Here is a 22,161-nt window from a genome sequence, read left to right on the forward strand (position 1 = left end):
GATGGGGCGGCTCGCACCGCCCTCTTCTTTCTCAGCCTTGCTGGTCGCCGCCGCGGTTCGCGTCGGACACCGGCTGTGCGGCGCCCTGCTCGGGCGCTTGCTCGCCGCCGTTGCCACGCTCTTCGAAGCGCGGGGGACGGTCGCCACGCGGTGCGCGGTCGCCACGGTCTTCGCGCGGGCCGCGGTCGTTGCGCGGCGGACGGTCACCGCGGTCTTCGCGCGGTGCACGTTCCTGGAATTCCATGCCGGCCGGACGCTCGGTCAGGGCCTTCATCGACAGCTTGACGCGCCCCTTCTCGTCCGTCTCGAGGACCTTGACCTTCACGATCTGGCCTTCGCTCAGATAGTCGGTGACCTTCTCGACGCGTTCGTGCGCGATCTGGCTGATGTGCAGCAGACCGTCCTTGCCGGGCAACAGGTTGATCAGCGCGCCGAAGTCCAGGATCTTCGTGACCGGGCCTTCGTACACCTTGCCGATTTCGACTTCCGCCGTGATCTGCTCGATGCGCTGCTTGGCCAACTCGGCCTTTTCCGGGTCGGTCGAGGCGATGGTGATGGTGCCGTCTTCGTCGATGTTGATCGTCGTGCCGGTTTCTTCCTGCAGGCCGCGGATGACCGCGCCGCCCTTGCCGATCACGTCGCGGATCTTCTCGGGGTTGATCTTCAGCGTGGTCAGGCGCGGTGCGAAGGTCGAGACCTCAGCCTTGGCTTCGCCCATGGCTTCCTGCATCTTGCCCAGGATGTGCATGCGCGCTTCCTTGGCTTGCGCCAGGGCAACCTGCATGATTTCCTTGGTGATGCCCTGGATCTTGATGTCCATCTGCAGCGCGGTGATGCCGTTGGTCGTGCCGGCCACCTTGAAGTCCATGTCGCCCAGGTGATCTTCGTCGCCCAGGATGTCGGTCAGCACCGCGAAGCGGTTGCCTTCCTTGATCAGGCCCATGGCGATGCCGGCCACGTGGGCCTTCATCGGCACGCCGGCGTCCATCATCGACAGGCAGCCGCCGCAGACCGAGGCCATCGACGACGAGCCGTTCGACTCGGTGATTTCCGAGACGACACGCACCGTGTACGGGAATTCTTCCTTCGACGGCAGCACGGCGACGAGCGCGCGCTTGGCCAGGCGGCCGTGGCCGATCTCGCGGCGCTTGGTCGAGCCCATGCGGCCGACTTCGCCGGTGGCGAAGGGAGGCATGTTGTAGTGGAACAGGAAGCGGTCTTCGTACTCGCCGGCCAGCGCGTCGATGCGCTGTGCGTCGCGCTCGGTACCCAGCGTGGTGATGACCAGCGCCTGGGTTTCACCGCGGGTGAACAGGGCCGAGCCATGGGTGCGCGGCAGCACGGAATTGCGGATCTCGATCGGGCGCACGGTGCGCGTGTCGCGGCCGTCGATGCGCGGCTCACCTTCGAGGATCTGGCTGCGCACGATCTTCGATTCGATCGCGAACAGCAGGTCGTTGACCTTGCCCGCATCGAAAGGCTCGCCGCTTTCCTTCAGCGCGGCCATCACGCCGGCGTTGGCTTCGCGCAGGGCTTGCGTGCGGGCCTGCTTGCTGCGGATCTGGTAGACCGCGCGCAGCTTCTCTTCGGCCAGGCCGTTGACCTTGGCAACGAAGGCTTCGTCTTCCGCCGGTGCCGTCCAGTCCCACACCGGCTTGCCGGCGTCACGGACGAGTTCGTGGATCGCGTTGATCGCGATGTTGGCCTGTTCGTGGCCGAACACCACGCCCCCCAGCATGACTTCTTCCGACAGCTGCAGGGCTTCCGACTCGACCATCAGCACGGCGGCTTCGGTGCCGGCGACGACCAGGTCCATCTGCGAATCCTTGCGGGCGGTCTGGCCCGGGTTCAGCACGTACTGGCCGTTGATGTAGCCCACGCGGGCCGCGCCGATCGGGCCGCTGAACGGAATGCCGGAGACCGACAGCGCGGCGCTCACGCCGATCATGGCGGCGATGTCGGCGTCGACTTCGGGGTTGAGCGACAGCGTGTGGATGACCACGTGCACTTCGTTGAGGAAGCCTTCGGGGAACAGCGGGCGGATCGGGCGGTCGATCAGGCGGCTGGTCAGGGTTTCATGTTCGCTCGGCTTGGCTTCGCGCTTGAAGAAGCTGCCGGGGATCTTGCCGGCGGCATAGGTCTTCTCGATGTAATCGACGGTCAGCGGGAAGAAGTCCTGACCGGGCTTGGCCGACTTGGAGGCGACCACGGTGGCCAGCACGACGGTGCCGTCGATGTCGACCTTGACCGCGCCGCTGGCCTGGCGGGCGATTTCGCCCGTTTCCAGGACGACGGTCTTGTCGCCCCATTGGAAGGACTTGGTGACTTTGTTGAAGAGGCTCATGTTTGCTCCTGATTTGAGAGCGGCGAACCACCGTATCGGCAGCACCCGCAGGGGTTGGAGCGCTTCGCAGAACACGATGCCATTCCAGCGAGGCTCGGCACGAACCCCATTGGAATGACACAGCTTCGCTCTGTTCTGTCGCTCCGAAAACTTGTTCGCGAAGTAAAAAACGCCTGAGCTAGCGGACTAACCCAGGCGTTTTTTGCATGCGATTCGAATTACTTGCGCAGGCCCAGCTTGGCGATCAGCGCGGTGTAACGGTCGGCATCCTTGGACTTGAGGTAGTCCAGGAGCTTGCGGCGGCGGCTCACCATGCGCAGCAGACCGCGACGGCCGTGGTGGTCCTTGGCGTGGGTCTTGAAGTGAGGGGTGAGCTCGTTGATGCGGGCGGTCAGCAGTGCGACTTGCACTTCGGGGCTGCCCGTGTCGTTGGCGGCGCGGGCGTTGTCCTTGACGACTTCGGCCTTGATGGAGGCTGCGATCATGATGATTTCCTTCGTTCCAAATAGTTTGACTTGCGGTGTGCGCTGGAACTGCACGCACCGTGTGCCTTGCGGCGGATAGCCCAGCATTATAGCCTGCCTTGGCTCGCCCCCAGGTCGCGCTCACTGCGTGTAGCGCTCCGCACCCCCTACCGGGGGCAACACCAGCGGCCCGGCGAAGCCGGTTCCGCGGTGTTTCACGAACAGGCGGCAAGCCAGATTTTGAGGCGACGGACGCCTTCAACCAGGCGCTGCGGGTCTTTCGACGCGAAGCACCAGCGCAGCCAGCCTTGCGCCTCCGGGGCGAACGCATTGCCTGGCGCCAGGCCCAGGCCGGCTTCGGTGACCAGGCGCTTGGCGACCGCCAGGGAATCGTCGAAGCCGTCGAGCTTGAAGAAGGCGTACATGCCGCCCCTGGCGGGTGCCACCTGCACGCCGGGCACGGCCGCCAGCAACGGCACCAGCACGTCGCGGCAGGCCTTCAGGTGGGCCACGACGCGCGGCGTGATGTCCTTGCCGTGCTGGATCGCGGCCACGCCCGCGCGCTGGGTGAACACGCTCGCGCACGAGGTGTTGAATTCGATCAGCTTGCCCATCCCGTCCACGAGCGCCGGCGGCAGCACCAGCCAGCCGAGGCGCCAGCCGGTCATCAGGAAGCTTTTGGAGAAGCTGTGGGCCACCACCAGGCGGTCGTCCGGCGCGGCCACGTCCAGGAAGCTCGGCGCGCAGCCGTTGGGCGTCGGCTCGAAGTACAGGCGCTCGTAGACCTCGTCGGCCAGGATCCAGGTGCCGGCCCGGCGGCAATGGTCGAGGATGGCGCGCTGCTCGTCACCGGTCAGCGTCCAGCCGGTCGGGTTGTTCGGCGCGTTGACGATCAGCAGCTTGGTGCGCGAGGTGATGGCGGCGCGCAGCGCCTCGAGGTCGAGCGTCCATTCGCCGTCGACCGGCTTCAGGGCGACGGTGCGCACGATGGCGCCCATGATGGCGGGCTGCGCCACCAGGTTGGGCCACACCGGCGTCACGGCCACGACCTCGTCGCCCGCATCGACCAGCGCCTGCACCGCCAGCATCAGCGCATTCACGCCGCCGGAGGTGACGGCGATGCGCGACGCGTCGATCCGCGGGTGCAGGCTGCTGGCGTAGCCGGCGATGGCCTCGCGCAGCTCGGGCAGGCCGAGGTTGTGGGCGTAGAAGGTCTCGCCGCGCTGCAGCGAATCGATCGCGGCCTGACGCACGACCTCGGGCGTGACTTCGTCGCTCTCGCCGAACCAGAAGGCGAGCACGTCGTCGCGGCCGATGCCGGCGTTGGCGACTTCGCGGATCTTGGAGGCTTCGAGGTCGAGGATGGCTTGGCGCATGCTGGGTTCTCCGGGCCCGCTCAGGGGCGTTGCATCTTGCAGGTGGTGGGCATCTCGGCACGCTCGGCGGCCACGGTCTTCACGACGCGGAAGCCGTAGCCCGAGCCCTCGACGTCGAACTTCACGCCGGGGGCGCCCTGCTTGTCCATCATGCCCACGACCAGTTGCTGCTGGAACTGGTGATCCGCCGCGCGCATGCGGCCGCGCTGGCCGGCCAGCGTGACGTCGGCCCGCTCCAGGGCCCGCGCGACTGCCACCGTGTCGGTGCTGCCGGCGCGCTCGATCGCCTGGGCCAGCGACTCGACCAGCAGCTGCATGCGCATGTGCACGTAGTCTTCGGACGGCTTCGGGAAGCGCGCGCGGAACGACTGGTAGAAGGCTTCGGAGGGGGCCGTCTGCACGTTCGGCAACCAGTCGGCCACCGCGATCACGCGGCCGATGCCGGCGTCGCCGATGGCCGCCGGCGCGCCCAGCGCGTTGCCGTAGAAGGTGTAGAAGCTGCCGTTGAAGCCGGCCTCGCGCGCCGCCTTGACCAGCAGCGTCAGGTCGTTGCCCCAGTTGCCGGTCATCACGGCCTGCGCGCCGCTGGCGATGATCTTCGTGGCGTAGGGCGAGAAGTCCTTCACCCGCCCCATGGGATGCAGTTCGTCGCCGACCACCTGCACATCGGGCCGCAACGCCGTGAGCTGCCGCTTCGATTCGCGCAGCACGGCCTGGCCGAAGCTGTAGTCTTGGCCGATCAGGTAGACGCGCTTGAGCGACGCGTCATCCTTCACCACGTCCATCAGCGCCGTCACGCGCATGTCGGCGTGCGCGTCGAAACGGAAGTGCCAGAAGCTGCAGCGCTCGTTGGTCAGCACCGGGTCCACCGCGGAGTAGTTCAGGAAGATCACCCGGCGCGACGGGTCGCGCTCGTTGTTCTTGTCGATGGCGTCGACCAGCGCCGCCGCCGTCGCCGACGAGTTGCCCTGCAATACGATGCGCGCGCCGTCGTCCATGGCGGCGCGCAGTGCCGACAGCGCCTCCTCGTTCTGGCCCTTGCTGTCGTAGCGGTCGAGCTGCAGCAGGCGGGCACCGCCCGGCAGCTTGACCCCGCCGCGGGCGTTGACGCGCTCCACGGCCCAGAGAATGTTGCGGAACACGGCCTCGCCGGTGTTCGCGAAGGGGCCGCTCATGCTCTCGATCAGGGCCAGGCGGATGGGGGCCGCGGGCTGGGCCTGCACCGCGGGCGCGGCGACCGCCACGCATAGCGCCGAGGCCGCGAATTTCAAGGCCCGACGGCGCCAAATAAAGCTCTGATTCATTCTCTTGAAACGCGTGCGCGCATGCCTAGATGAGGTGGCAAGCGGCACTCATGTTGAACGGCCGCGCAGTGTACGGGACACACCTTTCTTGTCCCCATTGTGTTCATCTTCAGGAGTCTCACCATGTTCTTCGCACCCGCCGTCCGCACCGCCCGCTTCGTCCCTCGCGCCCTCGACCGCAGCTTCGAACGCTTCGTCAACGACACGTTCCCGAGCGGCCCGCAGCGTTCGCTCAATGTCGAGCAGGACGACAAGACCTGGACGCTGAGCCTGGACGTGCCCGGCCTGTCGCGTGACGACCTCAGCATCGGCATCGAAGGCCCTGTCGTGCGCATCGAAACCAAGGCCGATGCCAAGCGCCCCTTCAAGGCCGCCTACGAACTGCCGCAAGCCATCGACGTCACCGCCAGCGACGCAAAGCTGGAGAACGGTGTCCTGACCCTCAAGCTGGGCAAGGTCGTGCCGGTGAGCCAGGTGCAGCCGCTCGCCATCAACTGAGGGGCGGCGTGAAGGCGGCGTCTCGCCGCTTTTACTTACACTTTTCCCCCAATACGCCGGCCGGCCACATTTGTGGCCGGCTTTTTTTATGCTTCAATCTGAAAGGTGTGTAAAAGATCACGCCAAGTGATTGTTTTACAAAACTATTTTCTTAATTCGAGGTCGCGCTTCCGCTGAAAAGCCCGTGTTCAGCGGGGTCTCGACATAAAGGGGCTCCCCGTTGGACACACATCTGCAGACCGCCAAGCCAGGTCAGCGTTCGGACACGCTCCTGGTGTTCCTGCCGGGTGCCTTTCTGAAGCCGGAAGAGTTCGAGCGCGAGGGTTTCGTCAGCGCCGTACGCGAGCGGGACGTGGCGGCCGACGTGATGCTGGTCGACGCGAACGTGTCGTACTACTACGACCAGAGTTTCGTGCAGCGGCTCAGCGACGACGTGCTGGCCCCCGCGCGCAGCGCCGGCTACGCCACCATCTGGCTGGTCGGCATCTCGATCGGCGGTTTCGGTGCCCTCACCCATGAACTGAGCCGCCCTGGCCTCGTCGACGGCATCGTCGTCCTCGCGCCCTACCTGGGCCGCCGGCCGATCGGCGCCGAAATCCAGAAGGCCGGTGGATTGCGCGCCTGGAAAGCGCCCGAAGCCCCGACCGACGACGAGATCGACCGCAAGCTCTGGCCCTGGCTGCAGCAATACGCCGACCCGGATTCCACCGGCATGCTCCCGCGGCTGTACCTGGGCTACGGCCTGGCCGACCGCTTTGCCGCGAACCATCAGCTGCTGGCCGACGTGCTGCCCGACGGTCATGTGTTCACGACCGAAGGCGGCCACGACTGGCCGCAATGGTCGCGCCTCTGGCGCAGCCTGCTCGACGTGCTGCCTCTCCCTTCGTTCGCGAGCCCGAAGACGCAGCCGGCTGCGATGGCCCTGCCGGCCTGACGCGCACCGGTTCGACGCGGCGGCCGCGACAATGGGCGGTCCGGCACACCCGCTGCCGCTCATTCAGGGAAGATCGCATGACGCCATTCCGGGGGACCACCCTCGCCTGCGCCTGGGCGCTCCTGGCCGTTGCGGTCACTCACGCGCACGCCACCGCCACCGTCGTCCCGTTGCCGGCGCCTTCGGCGGGTGCCCAGGTCCAGGTCTTCTTCTCCCCCGACGACGGAACCGATCGCGCGATCGCCCAGGCCATGGCGCAGGCGCGCCAGCGTGTCTGGATCGCGGGCTACTACTTCACCTCGTCGGTCCTCGCAAAAGCCATCGACCAGGCGCGTGAACGCGGGCTCGACGTGCGCGTCGTGCTCGACCGCTCACAGGTGAGCTTGCGCTATTCGAGCGCAACCTACTTCCACAACCACGGCGTGCCGCTGTGGATCAACGCGCGCTACCCGGTCATGCACCACAAGTTCGTGGTCATCGACCAGGACACGGTGGGCTTCGGCTCGATGAACTTCACCCGTGCCGGGGCTCAGCAGAACGCCGAGAACTTCAACCTGTTCCGCCGCTGGCCCCAGCTCGCGGGCACCTACGCGGCCGAGTTCCAGCGGCTGCAGAAGGAATCGGCAAAGTACCGGCCCGGCATGGTGTTCGACGCCGACGGCAGCACCGAGGAAAAGCCGTAGCGGCGCCTGGCTTCAGGCGCCGATCTCACGCCAGATCGCCGACAGCGTCACCGTCTTGTCGACGCCGCCGCGCTTGATCGCCTCCTTGGGCATGCCGAACACGACGCAGCTGTCCTCGTCCTGCGCCACGGTACGCGCGCCGGCGTTGTGCATCTCGAGCAGCCCCGCCGCGCCGTCGTCGCCCATGCCGGTCATGATGATGCCCACCGCGTTGGCGCCGGCGCACTTGGCCACCGAACGGAACAGCACGTCGACCGAGGGCCGGTGCCGGTTCACCAGCGGGCCGTCCACCACGTCCACGTGGTACTGCGCCCCACTGCGTCGCAGCACCATGTGCTTGCCACCCGGGGCGATCAGCGCGCGGCCGGGCAGCACGCGGTCGTTGTGTTCGGCTTCCTTGACGGCGATGCGGCAGACGCTGTCGAGCCGGCTGGCGAACGCCGCCGTGAACTTCTCGGGCATGTGCTGCACGATCACGATGCCCGGGCACACACGCGGTAGCGCCGTCAGCACCTCCTCGAGCGCCTGCGTGCCGCCGGTGGACGTGCCGATGGCCACCACGCGCTCGGTGGTCTGCGTCATGGCGCGGCCGGCACCCGGCGGCAGGATCGCATCGGCCGTGAGCTTGGCGACCGGTTGCAGGGGTGCGGCCTCGCGCCGCGGCGCCAGCCGCCGCACGTTGGCCCGGGCGGCCTCCCGCACGGTGGTGACTAGGTCGTCCGCTGCATCCGTCAGGAACTGCTTGAGGCCCAGCTTGGGCTTGGTCACGATGGCCACGGCGCCGGCGGCCAGTGCCTCCAGCGTGGTCTTGGCGCCCTGCTCGGTCAGCGTGGAACAGATCACCACCGGCGTCGGGCGCTCCGTCATGATCTTGCGCAGGAAGGTGATGCCGTCCATGCGTGGCATCTCGACGTCGAGCACGATCACGTCCGGCCACTGCCGCCGCATGCGTTCCATTGCGAGCAGCGGATCGGCTGCGGCGTGCATGACCTCCATGCCCGGGGTGGCGTCGATCAGGGCCGTCAGCACCTGGCGCACGACCGCCGAGTCATCGACCACGAGAACCTGGATGGATTTCATTCGGTAGCGTTTTCGTGCCGGGCCATCAGGGCTTGCGGTAGACCGCGGGCGCCATCTGCACGACGTCGGTGTTCACCTCGTTGAGGCTCTCCGAATGGCCGATGAAGAAGAAACCGCCGCGCTTGAGCGGCCCCAGCACGCGTGCCACCACCTGCCGCTTGGTTTCGCCGTTGAAATAGATCAGCACGTTGCGCAGGAACACCACGTCGAAGAGCCCGAGATCGGGCAGCCGCTCGTTGAGGTTGGCATGCGCGAAGCGCACCTTCTGGCGCAGCGAGCGGTCGACCAGCAAGGTGCCCTGCTGATCGCCCATGCCCTTGAGGCAGTACTTCTTGAGGTAGTTCTGCGGGATCTGCCGCACGCGCTGTTCGGGGTAGTGGCCCACGCGGGCGCGGGCGAGCACGCGGGTGCTGATGTCCGTCCCGAGCACCTCGAAGGGCCGCTCGCCCAGGCAATCGGCCAGCACCATCGCGATGCTGTAGGCCTCCTCGCCGCTCGAACTCGCCGCGCTCCACACCCTGAACGGCCCGGGGCCGGTGTGGGCCGTCGCGGCGGCGCGCAGCAGGTCGAAGTGCTTGGGCTCGCGAAAGAAGTAGGTCTCGTTGGTCGTGAGCAGGTCAACGGCCGTCTGCACTTCCTCGGGCGCATCGCCCTTCTTGAGGAGGGCGAAATAGGCGGCGTAGCCATCCAGGCCGTGCGCGCTCACCCGCTTGGCCAGGCGTCCGCAGACCAGCGCCTTCTTGGACGGCGACAAGGTGATGCCCGCCGCGTCGAAGATGAAGCGCTGGAAGTTGGCGAAGTCGCGGTCGGAGATGGACTGGCTGTTCATGGCGAGGAGGGATGTGCCAGCGCCTGCAACGGCGCCAAGCGTTCTTGACAGGTTGCCGCCCAGGCTTGCAATTCCGGCCCCGTCATCGCAGGCGCGATGAGCCATCCCTGGCCCTGCGTGCAGCCAAAGGATTGCAGCAGCCGCCAGTCGTCAACGGCATCGACACCCTCCGCGACCGTCGCAAGCTGCAACCGGTGCGCCAGCTCGACGGCCGATTCGAGGATGGTGCGGATGCTCTTGCGCCGGTGCGCGCCGCAGACGAAGGCCCGATCGATCTTCAGTTCGGTGAAGGGAATGCGTGTGAGCTGCTGCAGCGACGAGAAGCCGGTGCCGTAGTCGTCGATCGACAGCCCGAAGCCCTTGAGCCGCAGGCGCGCGAGCACGCCGGGCGCGGACCCCGTGGCATCGACCACCGAGCTTTCGGTGACCTCCAGAATCACCTGCTCGGCGCGCAGCCGGTAGCGCCGCTGCAGCTCGCAGATCTGCATCACGATCTCCGGATGCACGAGCAGCCTCGGCGACAGGTTGATGGCCACCGACAGGACCAGGCCCTGCTCGTTCCAGTCCGCGCACTGCGCGAAGGCCTGTTCCATGATCGACAGCGTGAGCGCGTGGATCAGGCCCGTGCTCTCCGCGATCGGGATGAACTCGTCCGGCGGAACCATGCCGAGCGTGGGGTGCGACCAGCGCGCCAGCGCCTCGACGCCCTGCAGCGCACAGCTTTGCGTATCGACCTTCGGCTGGAAGTGCGGGACGATGGCGCGCTCGGCAATCGCCTGGCGCAACATCGCCACGGTGATCGGCAGGCGCAGCAGGCGGCTTCGCGAAGGGATCGTGGCAAGAAACGAGCTGCCGGCGCTCAATGCGGTCACCAGGTTCTCGTGCGTCAGCGGCTTGCGCAGACCGGCCACGACCGAATGGCCCAGGGCCTGCACCGATTCGATCAGGGGGTGCTCCCGGGAGGACACCAGTGCGATCGGCACATGCACGCCACGCCGGTGCAGCTCCTCGATTAGTTCGATGCCATCCATCCTGGGCATCTCGAGATCGACGATGAGCAGGCCCGGCATCACATCGAGCGCCTCGATCGCGGCCAGCGCCTCCAGCCCATCGGCCGCTTCGTGCACCGCCGAGATGCCGAGCGCACGGCAGAGCGTCACAGCGTGCTGACGCTGCACGGCGCTGTCGTCGACGACCAGGATCGATCGTTTCAGGAGAGCGGGCGCCATCGCTTGCATGGTCGGCGACTCAATAGCTCGCGAAGTGGCTCTCGTCCACCTCCGCCACGTCGGCGCCCGCCAGCGCCAGCCTTTGGCTGCCGCTCTTGCGGCCGCTGACCATCGGCTTGGGCGCCTTGGCCACGGCGCTCTTGACCGGCTTGCGTGCCGACACCACTGCACTGGCACCGCCCAGCTTGAAGAAGCTCATCGTGCGCTGCAGCTGCTCGGCCTGGCTGCTCATCTCCTCGGCCGTGGCCGCCAGCTCTTCCGAGCTCGTCGCGTTCTGTTGCGTCGTCTGGCTCAGCTGGCTCACCGCCGAGTTGATCTGGCCCACGCCCGAGGACTGCTCCTCGCTCGCCGCCGTGATCTCCTGCACCAGGTCCGAGGTCTTGTTGATGCTGGGCACCATCGCATCGAGCAGCTTGCCCGCGCGCTCGGCCAGCTCCACGCTGGACGTGGCCACGGTGCCGATCTCCTGCGCTGCCACCTGGCTGCGCTCGGCCAGCTTGCGCACTTCGGCTGCCACCACCGCGAAGCCCTTGCCGTGCTCGCCGGCACGCGCCGCCTCGATGGCGGCATTGAGCGCCAGCAGGTTGGTCTGGTAGGCGATGTCGTCGATGATGTTGATCTTCTGGGCGATCTGCTTCATCGCTGCCACCGTGGCCTTGACCGCTTCGCCGCCTTCGCTGGCTTCGGCCGCCGCCTTGGTCGCCATGCTGTCGGTGATCTTGGCGTTCTCGGTGTTCTGCGAGATCGAGGCCGTCATCTCTTCCATCGACGCGCTGGTCTCTTCCACGCCGGCCGCCTGTTCGCTGGACGCCTGGCTCAAGGACTGGGCGGTCGCGCTCACCTCCTCGGAGGCACTGGCCAGCGATTCGGCACTGCCATTGACTTCGGCCACCACCTCGGCCAGCTTGCTTACCGTGGCATTGACGCTTTCACAGAGGGACTGCAACTGCCCCTTGAAGTCCGTGCGCGCGACCTGGGTCAGATCACCCTGCGCCATCACGTGGAGCACACGGCTGACCTCGTTCACCGGCTCCACGATGGCGTCGAGCGTGCTGTTGATCCCGTCGACGATCTCCCGGAAATCGCCGTGGTGCAGCTTGGCATCGGCCCGCATGTCCAGCCGGCCGGCGGTGGCGGCCTCGACCAGGAGCTTGGTATCGACGATCAGCGCCTGGAGGTTGGAGCGCACCTGCTCGATGGTCTCGTTGATGAAGGCCTTCTTGCCGGGGAAGGCGTCCAGCGGCGCGTTGAAGTTGCCGCGGCCGAACTCGGCGATGCAGGCCATGGCCTTCTTCTTGACCGCGATGTGGCCACCGACCATCTGGTTGATGCCCTCGGCCATGGCGCGGAAATCGCCGTCGAAGCGCGACGCATCGATGAAGACGTCGATGTCGCCCTTGTCGTGCTCGGTGGACATGCGGTTCATCTCGGCGATCAGGCCGATCAGGTTGCGGCGCACCTGCTCGATGGTGTCGTTGATGAAGGCCTTCTTGCCGGGGAAGGCATCCAGCGGCGCATTGAAGTTGCCGCGGCCGAATTCGGCGATGCAGGCCATGGCCTTCTTCTTGACTGCGATGTGGCCGCCCACCATCTGGTTGATGCCGCTGGCCATGTGCAGAAACTCGCCCTGCAGCCCGCCGGTGTCGATCACGACGTCGATGTCGCCCGCATCGTGCTCCCGCGACATGCGCCCCAGTTCGGACATCACGCGCTTGAGCTTCTCCAGCAACGCATGCTGCGCAGCGTGCAGCGCCCCCAGCTCGGTCGACGGCGTGACCGATGCTTCGGTCGACTCCCGGAAGTCGCCCTCGGTCAATCGACGTGCGGCGTCCCCGGCGGCCTTCACGGCGCGGGTGATGTCGGCCGTCGCCGAGGCGGCGATCAGCATGCTCAGAATGGCGGCGACGCCCGCCACCGCCCATGCGGCCCCGGCCGATAGCACCTGCGCCTGCGCCAGTGCCCACGGCACCGCCGGTGCCGCCAGTGCGACGAGAAAGCAGAACCCGAGGCGGGTCGCGAGACGCATTTGATTGAACATGGGGAGCCTTTGCTTGTCTTGACGTTGTGACGGCGTGAATCAGGCCGGGAGATCGACCAGGGTGGAAAAATCTTCGATGGCCAGCACGTTCGCCACGTCGAGCACGATGACGAACTTGCCGCGGACCTTGGCCATGCCGCAGACGAAGTCGCTGCGGATGGCCGAGCCGAAGCTCGGTGGGGGCTCGATGTCGGAGGCCGGCAGCTCCAGCACCTCGCTGACCGCATCGACCACCACGCCGATGACCTGGCCGTCGTCGGCTGCATCCGTCGGCGCGGTTTCCACGATCACGATGCAGGTGCGCTTGGTCACAGCACTGGCCGGGCGGCCGAAGCGCGCCTGCAGGTCCATCACCGGCACCACCGCGCCGCGCAGGTTGATCACCCCGCGCACGCTCGCGGGCATCATCGGCACCTCCGTCAAGTGGCCGTACTCGATGATTTCCTTGATCGCCAGGATGCCGATGGCGAACATCTCGCCGGCCAGCATGAAGGTCAGGTATTGCAGGGGCTCGGGGGGCGCGGCCACCAGGGTCGCGACCTTGTTTGCACCGGTCGCCCGGCTCTGAAGTGCAGCAGTGCTCATCTCGGTGTCCTCAATAGCGGGCGAAGTGGCTCTCGTCCACGCCGGCCGGGTCACCATCCGCCAGCGCCAGACTTTGACCTGCACTCTTGCGGCCGGCCATCACCGGCTTGGCGACGCGGATGGGCGTGCTCCTGCTCGCCTTGCGCACCGACGACACCACCGTCGCACCGTCGAGCTTGAAGAAGCTCATGATGCGCTGCAGTTCCTCGGCCTGGCTGCTCATTTCCTCGGCCGTCGCGGCCAGCTCTTCCGAGCTCGACGCGTTCTGCTGCGTGGTCTGGCTCAGCTGCGTCACCGCCGAATTGATCTGCCCAACACCGGAACTCTGCTCTTCCGAGGCCGCCGTGATCTCCTGTACCAGGTCAGAGGTCTTCTTGATGTTCGGCACGATCGCGTCGAGCAATTTGCCCGCGCGCTCAGCGAGTTCGACGCTGGAACCGGCCACCTCACCAATCTCCTGTGCCGCGACTTGGCTGCGCTCTGCCAGCTTGCGCACTTCGGCGGCCACCACCGCGAAGCCCTTGCCATGCTCTCCGGCACGGGCGGCTTCAATCGCCGCGTTCAGTGCCAGCAGGTTCGTCTGGTAGGCGATGTCGTCGATGATGCCGATCTTCTGGGCGATCTGCTTCATCGCCAGCACCGTGGCCCTGACAGCTTCGCCGCCTTCGCTGGCTTCGGTTGCGGCCTTGCTGGCCATGCCGTCAGTGACCTTGGCGTTTTCCGTGTTCTGCGAGATCGAGGCGGTCATCTGCTCCATCGACGCGCTCGTCTCTTCGACGCCGGCCGCCTGCTCGCTGGCCGCCTGTGACAGTGACTGTGCTGTAGCGCTGACTTCTTCGGACGCTCCCGCCAGGGCCTCGGCACTGCCATTGACCTCCTTGACCACCCGCGAGAGCTTGGACACCGTGTCGTTCACATATGTCTTCATCTCTTCGAACGAGCCTTGGTAGGGCTTCTCGATGGTCTTTGTGAGATCACCCTGCGCCATCGCCCCCATCACGCGGACCACATCGTTGATGCTGTCGCCGGTGGTCATGACCAGCGTATTCAGGCCTTCGCCCATCTCTTTCTGAAAGCCCTGAAGCCCGGCCAGTTCGACGCGCGTGTCGAACCTGCCGTGATTCGCAGCGTCTACGACAGAGCGTTGCCCTTCGATCACCTGCTTCAGGCGCAGAACCATCTGGTGCACCGCGAACAGCATGCTGTGCTCGTCGCCCTTCCTGAGCCTGACATCGGCGTTCAGATCGCCGTTCGCCACCTGCCGCAGCAAATCGGCTGCATAGTCCGGCTCGCCGCCAAGCTGCCTGATGACGTTTCGGCTGAACCAGACACTGGCACCGATCCCAAGGAGAAATGCCAACAGCATCAGGACCAAGCTGAGCGTCGTAGCACGCTTGCCGTCCACTCCGGCCTGGGTCGAAACTGCGGCACTGTCGGCGGCGATCTTGTCGCCTGCTTCATCCAGCAGCTGGACGGGCTCGCGGTCCATCCCGTGCACGGCAGCGTCGCCCACTGTGGGGTCGAAGCCAGCGGCCTTGAAAGCATCGAACCCCTTGCGGTAGCTCTCACCCATCTTGGCGTGCGCCTGAACAAATTTGTCCACCAGCGACTTGCTCTCGCCCTGGGGGAGCACGGCCTGCAGTTTCTTGGCTTTGGCGGCCACCTCCTGTTCCAGCTTGGAGAAGGCGCCCCAGTACCTGTCCAGATCCTTGGGCTCCTTGCCACGCAGCAGCGTGTTCTTCCATTCCTGAACCTGCAACTTAAAGGCGATGGTCAGGTCGCCTACGGCGCGTTCGTTGTCATGGCTGGCCTGAACCACCGTTCCATAACTGTTCACCGACTGGTTCAGGCTGCTGATGCCGTAGAGGGCCGCGGCGAGAACCAGGGCAAGCACGAACGCAAAAACCAAAGGGAGCTTGAGGCTGAGTTTCATGATTTTCCCAGTGGTCTTTTCAGTAGCGAGCGAAGTGGCTCTCGTCCACGCCGACCAGCTCGCCACCCGCCAGCGCCAGGCTCGGACTGCCGCTCTTGCGGCTGGTGACCATCGGCTTGGGTGCCTTGGCCACGGTGCCCTTGATCGGCTTGCGTGCCGACACCGCTGCACTGGCACCGCCCAGCTTGAAGAAGCTCATCGTGCGCTGCAGTTGCTCGGCCTGGCTGCTCATCTCCTCGGCCGTGGCCGCCAGCTCTTCCGAGCTCGTCGCGTTCTGCTGCGTCGTCTGGCTCAGCTGGCTCACCGCCGAGTTGATCTGGCCCACGCCCGAGGACTGTTCCTCGCTCGCCGCCGTGATCTCCTGCACCAGGTCCGAGGTCTTGTTGATGCTGGGCACCATCGCATCGAGCAGCTTGCCCGCGCGCTCGGCCAGCTCCACGCTGGACGTGGCCACGGTGCCGATCTCCTGGGCCGCCACCTGGCTGCGCTCGGCCAGCTTGCGCACTTCGGCTGCCACCACCGCGAAGCCCTTGCCGTGCTCGCCGGCACGCGCCGCCTCGATGGCGGCATTGAGCGCCAGCAGGTTCGTCTGGTAGGCGATGTCGTCGATGATGTTGATCTTCTGGGCGATCTGCTTCATCGCTGCCACCGTGGCCTTGACCGCTTCGCCGCCTTCGCTGGCTTCGGCCGCCGCCTTGGTCGCCATGCTGTCGGTGATCTTGGCGTTCTCGGTGTTCTGCGAGATGGACGCCGTCATCTCTTCCATCGACGCGCTGGTCTCTTCGACGCCGGCGGCCTGTTCGCTGGACGCCTGGCTCAGCGACTGCGCCGTCGCACTCACCTCCTCGGAGGCACTGGCCAGCGACTCGGCACTGCCATTGACTTCGGCCACCACCTGGCCCAGCTTGTCGGCCGTGGTGTTCACATAGGTCTTCAACTCGTCGTAGATCCCCGGGTACTGGCCATCCACACGCTGCGTCAGGTCGCCTTGCGCCATGCCGCCCACCACCCGCACCACGTCGCCCACGCTGCTCGCCGTCACGGCCGCCATATCCTTCATGGCCTGCAGAAGCTGGGCGGTCTCATCCTTGCCATGCACGTCGATCTGCACGGACATGTCGCCGCGGGCAAGCTTGTTGGCGATCTCCACGGCCACGCCGATCGGGCGCGTGATGTTGCGCGTGATGGTCCACGCCATCAACAGCGCCACGATCACGCAGAAGATCAACGCGCCGACGACATACATGCGCGCCGTGGCATAGGTCTGCGCGGCCGACGCAGCCGCTGCGTCACCGCCTTCGACGTTCGTGTCCGAGAGCTTGTCCAGCGTCTCGCGCAGCAGGTTGTATTGCTTGAGCGACTCTCCCTGCATGGTTTTCGTGGCTTCGCCGTCGTTCCCCGCCGACGCGAGGTCGATGACCTTGCGGTGCTCGGCCAGAAACGCCCCGAGCGCGCTCGTGAACGTCTGGTAAAGCTTTTGCTCCTCGGGCGTGCTCACGAGCGCGCGCTGCTGATCCACCAACGTTTGCACCTTGGTGTTCTGCTTGTCGAGTTCAGTGCGGACTTGCGCAATGGCGGGCGGGTCATCCGCAAGAATGGCGCGGTATTCCAGCACCCGGACCCGGTTCATGTCCGACTTGATGGACAGGTAATTCCGAATGCTCGGCATCCAGTTCGTCGCCAGGTCGATCGTCGAGCCGTTCACGGTCGAAAGCTGCACGATGGCGTAGAAGCCGAGCCCCGCCATCAAGGCCAGGACGATCGCGAAGGCGCCAAAGAGCTTGGTCGCCAGTTTCATGTTGGAGAACATAGATGCCTTCTAGCTTCAAGGAGAACAGGCTCGATCGACAGCACGTTCGCGGCGTCGAGCACGATGACGAACTTGCCGCGGACCTTGGCCATGCCGCAGACGAAGTCGCTGCGGATGGCCGAGCCGAAGCTCGGTGGGGGCTCGATGTCGGAGGCCGGCAGCTCCAGCACCTCGCTGACCGCATCGACCACCACGCCGATGACCTGGCCGTCGTCGGCTGCATCCGTCGGCGCGGTTTCCACGATCACGATGCAGGTGCGCTTGGTCACAGCACTGGCCGGGCGGCCGAAGCGCGCCTGCAGGTCCATCACCGGCACCACCGCGCCGCGCAGGTTGATCACCCCGCGCACGCTCGCGGGCATCATCGGTACCTCCGTCAAGTGGCCGTACTCGATGATTTCCTTGATCGCCAGGATGCCGATGGCGAAGGCTTCGCCGCCGAGCATGAAGGTCAGGTACTGCAGGGGTTCGGGGGGGGCAGCCATCGCGGCCGGTGTCGGGGCCAAGCCCCGGCTCTGGATTGCAGCGGTGTTCATCACGCGTCCTTTCAGTAACGGGCGAAGTGGCTCTCGTCCACGCCGACCAGCTCGCCACCCGCCAGCGCCAGGCTCGGACTGCCGCTCTTGCGGCTGGTGACCATCGGCTTGGGTGCCTTGGCCACGGTGCCCTTGATCGGCTTGCGTGCCGACACCGCTGCACTGGCACCGCCCAGCTTGAAGAAGCTCATCGTGCGCTGCAGTTGCTCGGCCTGGCTGCTCATCTCCTCGGCCGTGGCCGCCAGCTCTTCCGAGCTCGTCGCGTTCTGCTGCGTCGTCTGGCTCAGCTGGCTCACCGCCGAGTTGATCTGGCCCACGCCCGAGGACTGCTCCTCGCTCGCCGCCGTGATCTCCTGCACCAGGTCCGAGGTCTTGTTGATGCTGGGCACCATCGCATCGAGCAGCTTGCCCGCGCGCTCGGCCAGCTCCACGCTGGACGTGGCCACGGTGCCGATCTCCTGGGCCGCCACCTGGCTGCGCTCGGCCAGCTTGCGCACTTCGGCTGCCACCACCGCGAAGCCCTTGCCGTGCTCGCCGGCACGCGCCGCCTCGATGGCGGCATTGAGCGCCAGCAGGTTCGTCTGGTAGGCGATGTCGTCGATGATGTTGATCTTCTGGGCGATCTGCTTCATCGCTGCCACCGTGGCCTTGACCGCTTCGCCGCCTTCGCTGGCCTCGGCCGCCGCCTTGGTCGCCATGCTGTCGGTGATCTTGGCGTTCTCGGTGTTCTGCGAGATCGAGGCGGTCATCTCTTCCATCGACGCGCTGGTCTCTTCGACGCCGGCCGCCTGTTCGCTGGACGCCTGGCTCAGCGACTGCGCTGTGGCACTCACCTCCTCGGAGGCACTGGCCAGCGATTCGGCGCCGCCGTTGACTTCGGCTACCACCTGCGACAGGCGCGTGACCATGTTCTGCATGGCCAGCAGCAGTTGGCCGGTCTCGTCACGCGACGTGGCCTCGACCGCCACCGTCAGATCGCCCTCGGCCAGCCGGTTCGCGGCGTCCACGGCGCGGGCCAATGGCCGCGTCACGCTGCGGCTGATGATGTAGCCCAGCGCGATGCCGATCAGCACGCCGCCACAGATCACGCCCAGCATCAGGCGCAGTCCGCTCTCGTACAGCGTGGTGGTCTCTTCCGCGGCCGCCTTGGCGCGCACCTCTTTCTGCTGGGTCAGCTCGCCCAGGTAGTCGTCCAGCGTGTTGGCCTTGGCGCGCACGCTGTCCAGCGACTGGCTCAGCGCCTCGTCGCGGTCGGCCAGCTTCTTGGCGCTGGCCATCGTCAGCGCCTGCTTCATCTCGCGCTGGTAGTCGTCGGACACCTTGTCGAACGAAGCGAACAGTTCCTTGGCACGGTCCGACGTGAACAACGGACGGCCCTTGCCGATGTTGGCCTTGAGCGACTCGGTGCTCTTGGCGATCGACGCCAGGTGCCGGGAGCGTTCTTCTTCCGAGGTGGCCAGCAGGAAGTTGCTGCGCGCACGACCGATCGAGATCAGGTCGATGTTGGCCTCCTTGATGTAGGACAGCCCCATCAGCTCCATGGCGTACATGTCGTCCGCCTTCTCGTTCATCTTCGAGGCGTTCGAGATGCCGATGGCGCCGACGATGGCACTGATGCCGGCAACGATCAGGAAGCCGGCAATCAGCCGCACCCCGATCTTCAGATTTGAGAACATGGCGAACCGTCCTTGGTGAAGTTTCAGGAAAACGAAGGGGTGCCGGGCCTCTCGACCGGCTTCGTGCTTTGCGTCTGCCGAAGCAGCATGGGCACGTCGAGAATGAGCGCGACCTCGCCGCTGCCCAGGATGCTGGAGCCGCTGATGCCTTCCAGGTGCGCGAACATCGGCGCCATCGGCTTGATGACGGTCTGCGCCTCGCCGAGCAGCCGGTCCACGATCAGGCCGAAGCGCTGCGCGCCCTGCTTGACGACGACGATGCTCTGCCGTGCGCTGGGCGCACCCGCCACCTTGAAGAGTTTGCGCAGCCGGATGAAGGGCAGCACCTGGCCGCGCAGTTCGGCGTAGTCGTGGCCCGTGTCCGCCGTGAACTCCACGCACTCCTCGATCACCTCCAGCGGCAGCACGAACACGGCGTTGCCGACGGTGACCTGGAAGCCGTTGATGATGGCCAGCGTGAGCGGCAGGCGCACCGTCACCGTCGCGCCTTCACCGGGCCGGCTGTCGATGCCGACCACGCCGCGCAGCGCGGTGATGTTGCGCTTGACCACGTCCATGCCGACGCCACGGCCCGACAGGTTCGTCACCTGTTCGGCGGTGGAGAAGCCGGGTTCGAAGATGAGGCCGTAGATCTCGGGATCGCTGAGCGGCTTGCCCGGCTCGATCAGCCCGCGTTCCACCGCCTTGGCCAGGATGCGGTCGCGCGAGAGCCCGCCGCCGTCGTCGCTCACCTCGATCACGATGCTGCCGGAGTCGTGGTACGCGTTGAGCGTGACCGTGCCGCGCGCGGGCTTGCCGCGTTCGGCGCGCAGCGCCGCGTTCTCGATGCCGTGGTCCATGCTGTTGCGCACCAGGTGCGTCAGCGGGTCGGCGATCTTCTCGACCACCGTCTTGTCCAGTTCGGTGTCCTCGCCGTGGATCTCCAGCGCGATGTCCTTGCCGATCTCGCGCGAGACGTCGTGCACCACGCGCTTGAAGCGACTGAAGGTCGCACCGATCTTCACCATGCGCAGTTGCAGCGCGCTGTCGCGCACTTCCTGCACCAGGCTCACCAGCGTCGAATGCGCCTCCTGAAGGGCGGTGTTCTGCAGGTGACGCCCCGCCACGCTGGCGGTCGCCGATGCAGTGATCAATTCCCCGACGAGGTCGACCAGGCGGTCGAGCTTGTCGGCATCGACGCGCACCGATTGCGTCTCGCCGGCCTTCGCGTCCTTGGCCGCGCGCTGCCGCGGCGCCGCCGCCTCGGCGGTCGCGCCGGCGGCCTGGACCTCGGCGACGGGTGGCTCGCCCGAGGGCGCATCGGCCGTCGCACCGGCCAGCGCCGCGTCGAGCACCGCCCGCGTGAGGCTGCGGCAATGCACCAGGATCTCGCCCATCTCCTGCGCACCCTCGGCGCCGAGCAGATCGAGGTAGTCGGCCACCGGGCTGCCCGGCGGCACGATGCGCACGGCGCAGTCGTCCTGCACGAACTCGAAGGCGCCTTCGATGGCCGCGCGGTCCGCCGTGCTTTGCAATGCGAGCTCGAAGCCCAGGTAGCACGACTCCGCCTCCATCTCGGCCAGCGCCGGCAGTGCATCCGGCAAGGTGGCGATGGCGGTGATGGTGCCCAGCTTCTTGAGGTAGCGCAGGAAGGACAGCGGGTCCATGCCGTTGCGCAGCACGTCCGGGCCGAAGCGCAGCGAGATGTGCCAATGGGCGGGGTCGGCTTCGGTGCCGCTCGACGCTGCCGCCACGGTCGATGATGCCGCCACCGGCGCGTGGGCCGGTTCGCTGCCGAGGTGGCGGTGCAGCGCCACCAGCAGCGGTGCGGCGCGCGCTGTCAGGTCGTCGTCGGCCTCGGTGTGTCCCGCCGCCGCGGCATCGACCAGGCTGCCGACGTGATCGCGGCAGGCCAGGAGCAGCGTGACCATCGCATCGTCCAGCGGCAGCGCGCCGGCGCGCACCTTGTCGAGCACGCTCTCGGCCACGTGGGCGAACTCCACGATGAAGTCGAGGCCGAACAGGCCGGCCGACCCCTTGATGGTGTGCGCCGCGCGGAAGATGGCGTTGACGGAGTCGGAGGGGTCGTCCTCCTGCAGCACGCCGAGCAGCGCGGCGTCCATCTCCTCGAGCAGTTCCCTGCATTCGACGAAGAAGGTCTGGAGGGCATCGTCCATGTTCATGCGGGCTCTCCCAGCGGCAGCGCTGCCGCCGCGATGTCGAAGAAGGACACGAGGTCGAAGAGGTCCAGGACGTCGCGCACGGCCTCGCTGGGCGCGCGCAGCCGCACGCTGCGGTCGCTGGCCTGGGCTGCGCGGTGCGTCGCCATCAACAGCTGCACGCCGGCGCTGTCGATCTCGGTCACACCGGCCAGGTCGATGTCCAGGCCCTCGGGCGCATCGGCAAGCGCCGCGATCAGGCGCGCCTGCAGTTCCGCCGCGCCGTAGATGGTGAGCTCGCCCTCCAGAGCGAGCGACGAGCGGGCGCTCATGGCAGCACCAGCTTCTCGACCGCTGCCAGCAGCATCGCCGGCTGGAAGGGCTTGACCACCCAGGCCTTGGCGCCGGCCGCCTGGCCTTCGCGCTTCTTGGCTTCCTGGCTTTCGGTGGTGAGCATGATGACCGGCGTGAACCGGTAGGCCGGCATGGCCTTGACGTTCTTCACGAAGGTGATGCCGTCCATGTTGGGCATGTTCACGTCGCTGACGATCAGGTGCACCTTCTGGCCGGTGAGCTTGGTCAGCGCATCCTGGCCGTCGCGGCCCTCGATGACGTCGTACCCGGCGCCCTTGAGCGCAATACCGACGACCTGGCGCACCGAAGCGGAGTCGTCGACGATCAGGATGGTCTTTGCCATGGGAGTC

General features: G+C 66.6%; 19 protein-coding genes. 3 read left to right on the plus strand and 16 right to left on the minus strand.

Going from position 1 to position 22,161, the window contains the following annotated elements; genetic code table 11:
• Positions 1–31: 31 nt before the first annotated feature.
• The 4 genes from pnp to QTH86_RS06790 form a co-directional block, all read right to left on the minus strand.
• Positions 32–2,344: a polyribonucleotide nucleotidyltransferase gene (pnp, locus tag QTH86_RS06775; protein WP_286645435.1), complete on the minus strand. Its 2,313-nt coding sequence runs from the start codon at positions 2,342–2,344 to the stop codon at positions 32–34.
• 218 nt (positions 2,345–2,562) lie between these two features.
• Complete coding sequence (gene rpsO, locus QTH86_RS06780; RefSeq protein WP_007837783.1) at positions 2,563–2,829, minus strand: 30S ribosomal protein S15; 267 nt, start codon at positions 2,827–2,829, stop codon at positions 2,563–2,565.
• Between the two features lie 194 nt (positions 2,830–3,023).
• Complete coding sequence (locus tag QTH86_RS06785; RefSeq protein WP_286645434.1) at positions 3,024–4,184, minus strand: pyridoxal phosphate-dependent aminotransferase; 1,161 nt, start codon at positions 4,182–4,184, stop codon at positions 3,024–3,026.
• 20 nt (positions 4,185–4,204) lie between these two features.
• Positions 4,205–5,488, minus strand: a complete 1,284-nt coding sequence (locus QTH86_RS06790) for a branched-chain amino acid ABC transporter substrate-binding protein (protein WP_286645433.1) — start codon at positions 5,486–5,488, stop codon at positions 4,205–4,207.
• A gap of 123 nt (positions 5,489–5,611) precedes the next feature.
• Between QTH86_RS06790 and QTH86_RS06795 the strand changes: the two genes are divergently transcribed.
• The 3 genes from QTH86_RS06795 (at position 5,612) to QTH86_RS06805 (ending at position 7,603) form a co-directional block, all read left to right on the plus strand.
• The gene (locus QTH86_RS06795) at positions 5,612–5,986 is read left to right on the plus strand and encodes an Hsp20/alpha crystallin family protein (RefSeq protein WP_286645432.1); all 375 of its coding nucleotides are present in this window, start codon (positions 5,612–5,614) and stop codon (positions 5,984–5,986) included.
• A gap of 220 nt (positions 5,987–6,206) precedes the next feature.
• Positions 6,207–6,920: an alpha/beta hydrolase gene (locus tag QTH86_RS06800; RefSeq protein WP_286645431.1), complete on the plus strand. Its 714-nt coding sequence runs from the start codon at positions 6,207–6,209 to the stop codon at positions 6,918–6,920.
• 77 nt (positions 6,921–6,997) lie between these two features.
• Positions 6,998–7,603 (plus strand): phospholipase D family nuclease, encoded by a 606-nt coding sequence (locus QTH86_RS06805; protein WP_286645430.1) that lies wholly within the window; start codon positions 6,998–7,000, stop codon positions 7,601–7,603.
• Between the two features lie 12 nt (positions 7,604–7,615).
• Here the strand turns inward: QTH86_RS06805 and QTH86_RS06810 are convergent, their stop codons facing one another.
• Genes QTH86_RS06810 through QTH86_RS06865 form a run of 12 tightly spaced genes read right to left on the minus strand, consistent with a single transcriptional unit; the run spans position 7,616 to position 22,154 of the window.
• Positions 7,616–8,683 carry a protein-glutamate methylesterase/protein-glutamine glutaminase gene (locus QTH86_RS06810; protein ID WP_286645429.1) on the minus strand — a complete coding sequence of 356 codons (1,068 nt, stop codon included), beginning with the start codon at positions 8,681–8,683 and terminating at the stop codon, positions 7,616–7,618.
• Between the two features lie 25 nt (positions 8,684–8,708).
• Positions 8,709–9,512, minus strand: coding sequence for a CheR family methyltransferase (locus QTH86_RS06815; protein ID WP_286645428.1), 804 nt, complete (start codon positions 9,510–9,512; stop codon positions 8,709–8,711).
• Positions 9,509–10,741 (minus strand): EAL domain-containing response regulator, encoded by a 1,233-nt coding sequence (locus QTH86_RS06820; protein WP_286645427.1) that lies wholly within the window; start codon positions 10,739–10,741, stop codon positions 9,509–9,511. The genes QTH86_RS06815 and QTH86_RS06820 overlap by 4 nt, the downstream gene beginning before the upstream one ends.
• Before the next feature lie 19 nt (positions 10,742–10,760).
• The gene (locus tag QTH86_RS06825; RefSeq protein ID WP_286649381.1) at positions 10,761–12,779 is read right to left on the minus strand and encodes a methyl-accepting chemotaxis protein; all 2,019 of its coding nucleotides are present in this window, start codon (positions 12,777–12,779) and stop codon (positions 10,761–10,763) included.
• A gap of 39 nt (positions 12,780–12,818) precedes the next feature.
• Positions 12,819–13,364 carry a chemotaxis protein CheW gene (locus tag QTH86_RS06830; RefSeq protein WP_286645425.1) on the minus strand — a complete coding sequence of 182 codons (546 nt, stop codon included), beginning with the start codon at positions 13,362–13,364 and terminating at the stop codon, positions 12,819–12,821.
• A gap of 10 nt (positions 13,365–13,374) precedes the next feature.
• Positions 13,375–15,297 (minus strand): methyl-accepting chemotaxis protein, encoded by a 1,923-nt coding sequence (locus QTH86_RS06835; protein WP_286645424.1) that lies wholly within the window; start codon positions 15,295–15,297, stop codon positions 13,375–13,377.
• A gap of 19 nt (positions 15,298–15,316) precedes the next feature.
• Entirely contained in the window at positions 15,317–17,107 is a 1,791-nt protein-coding gene (locus QTH86_RS06840; RefSeq protein WP_286645423.1) for a methyl-accepting chemotaxis protein, read from the minus strand.
• Positions 17,092–17,643 carry a chemotaxis protein CheW gene (locus QTH86_RS06845; protein WP_444813596.1) on the minus strand — a complete coding sequence of 184 codons (552 nt, stop codon included), beginning with the start codon at positions 17,641–17,643 and terminating at the stop codon, positions 17,092–17,094. Before QTH86_RS06845 ends, QTH86_RS06840 begins: the two co-directional genes overlap by 16 nt.
• 11 nt (positions 17,644–17,654) lie before the next feature.
• Positions 17,655–19,319, minus strand: a complete 1,665-nt coding sequence (locus QTH86_RS06850) for a methyl-accepting chemotaxis protein (RefSeq protein ID WP_286645422.1) — start codon at positions 19,317–19,319, stop codon at positions 17,655–17,657.
• 23 nt (positions 19,320–19,342) lie between these two features.
• Positions 19,343–21,481: a chemotaxis protein CheA gene (locus QTH86_RS06855; protein ID WP_286645421.1), complete on the minus strand. Its 2,139-nt coding sequence runs from the start codon at positions 21,479–21,481 to the stop codon at positions 19,343–19,345.
• Positions 21,478–21,789, minus strand: a complete 312-nt coding sequence (locus QTH86_RS06860; RefSeq protein ID WP_286645420.1) for an STAS domain-containing protein — start codon at positions 21,787–21,789, stop codon at positions 21,478–21,480. The genes QTH86_RS06855 and QTH86_RS06860 overlap by 4 nt, the downstream gene beginning before the upstream one ends.
• Positions 21,786–22,154 (minus strand): response regulator, encoded by a 369-nt coding sequence (locus QTH86_RS06865; RefSeq protein WP_262076251.1) that lies wholly within the window; start codon positions 22,152–22,154, stop codon positions 21,786–21,788. Before QTH86_RS06865 ends, QTH86_RS06860 begins: the two co-directional genes overlap by 4 nt.
• Between the last annotated feature and the right edge of the window lie 7 nt (positions 22,155–22,161).

Source organism: Variovorax sp. J2L1-78 (assembly GCF_030317205.1).
Taxonomy (GTDB): domain Bacteria; phylum Pseudomonadota; class Gammaproteobacteria; order Burkholderiales; family Burkholderiaceae_C; genus Variovorax; species Variovorax arabinosiphilus.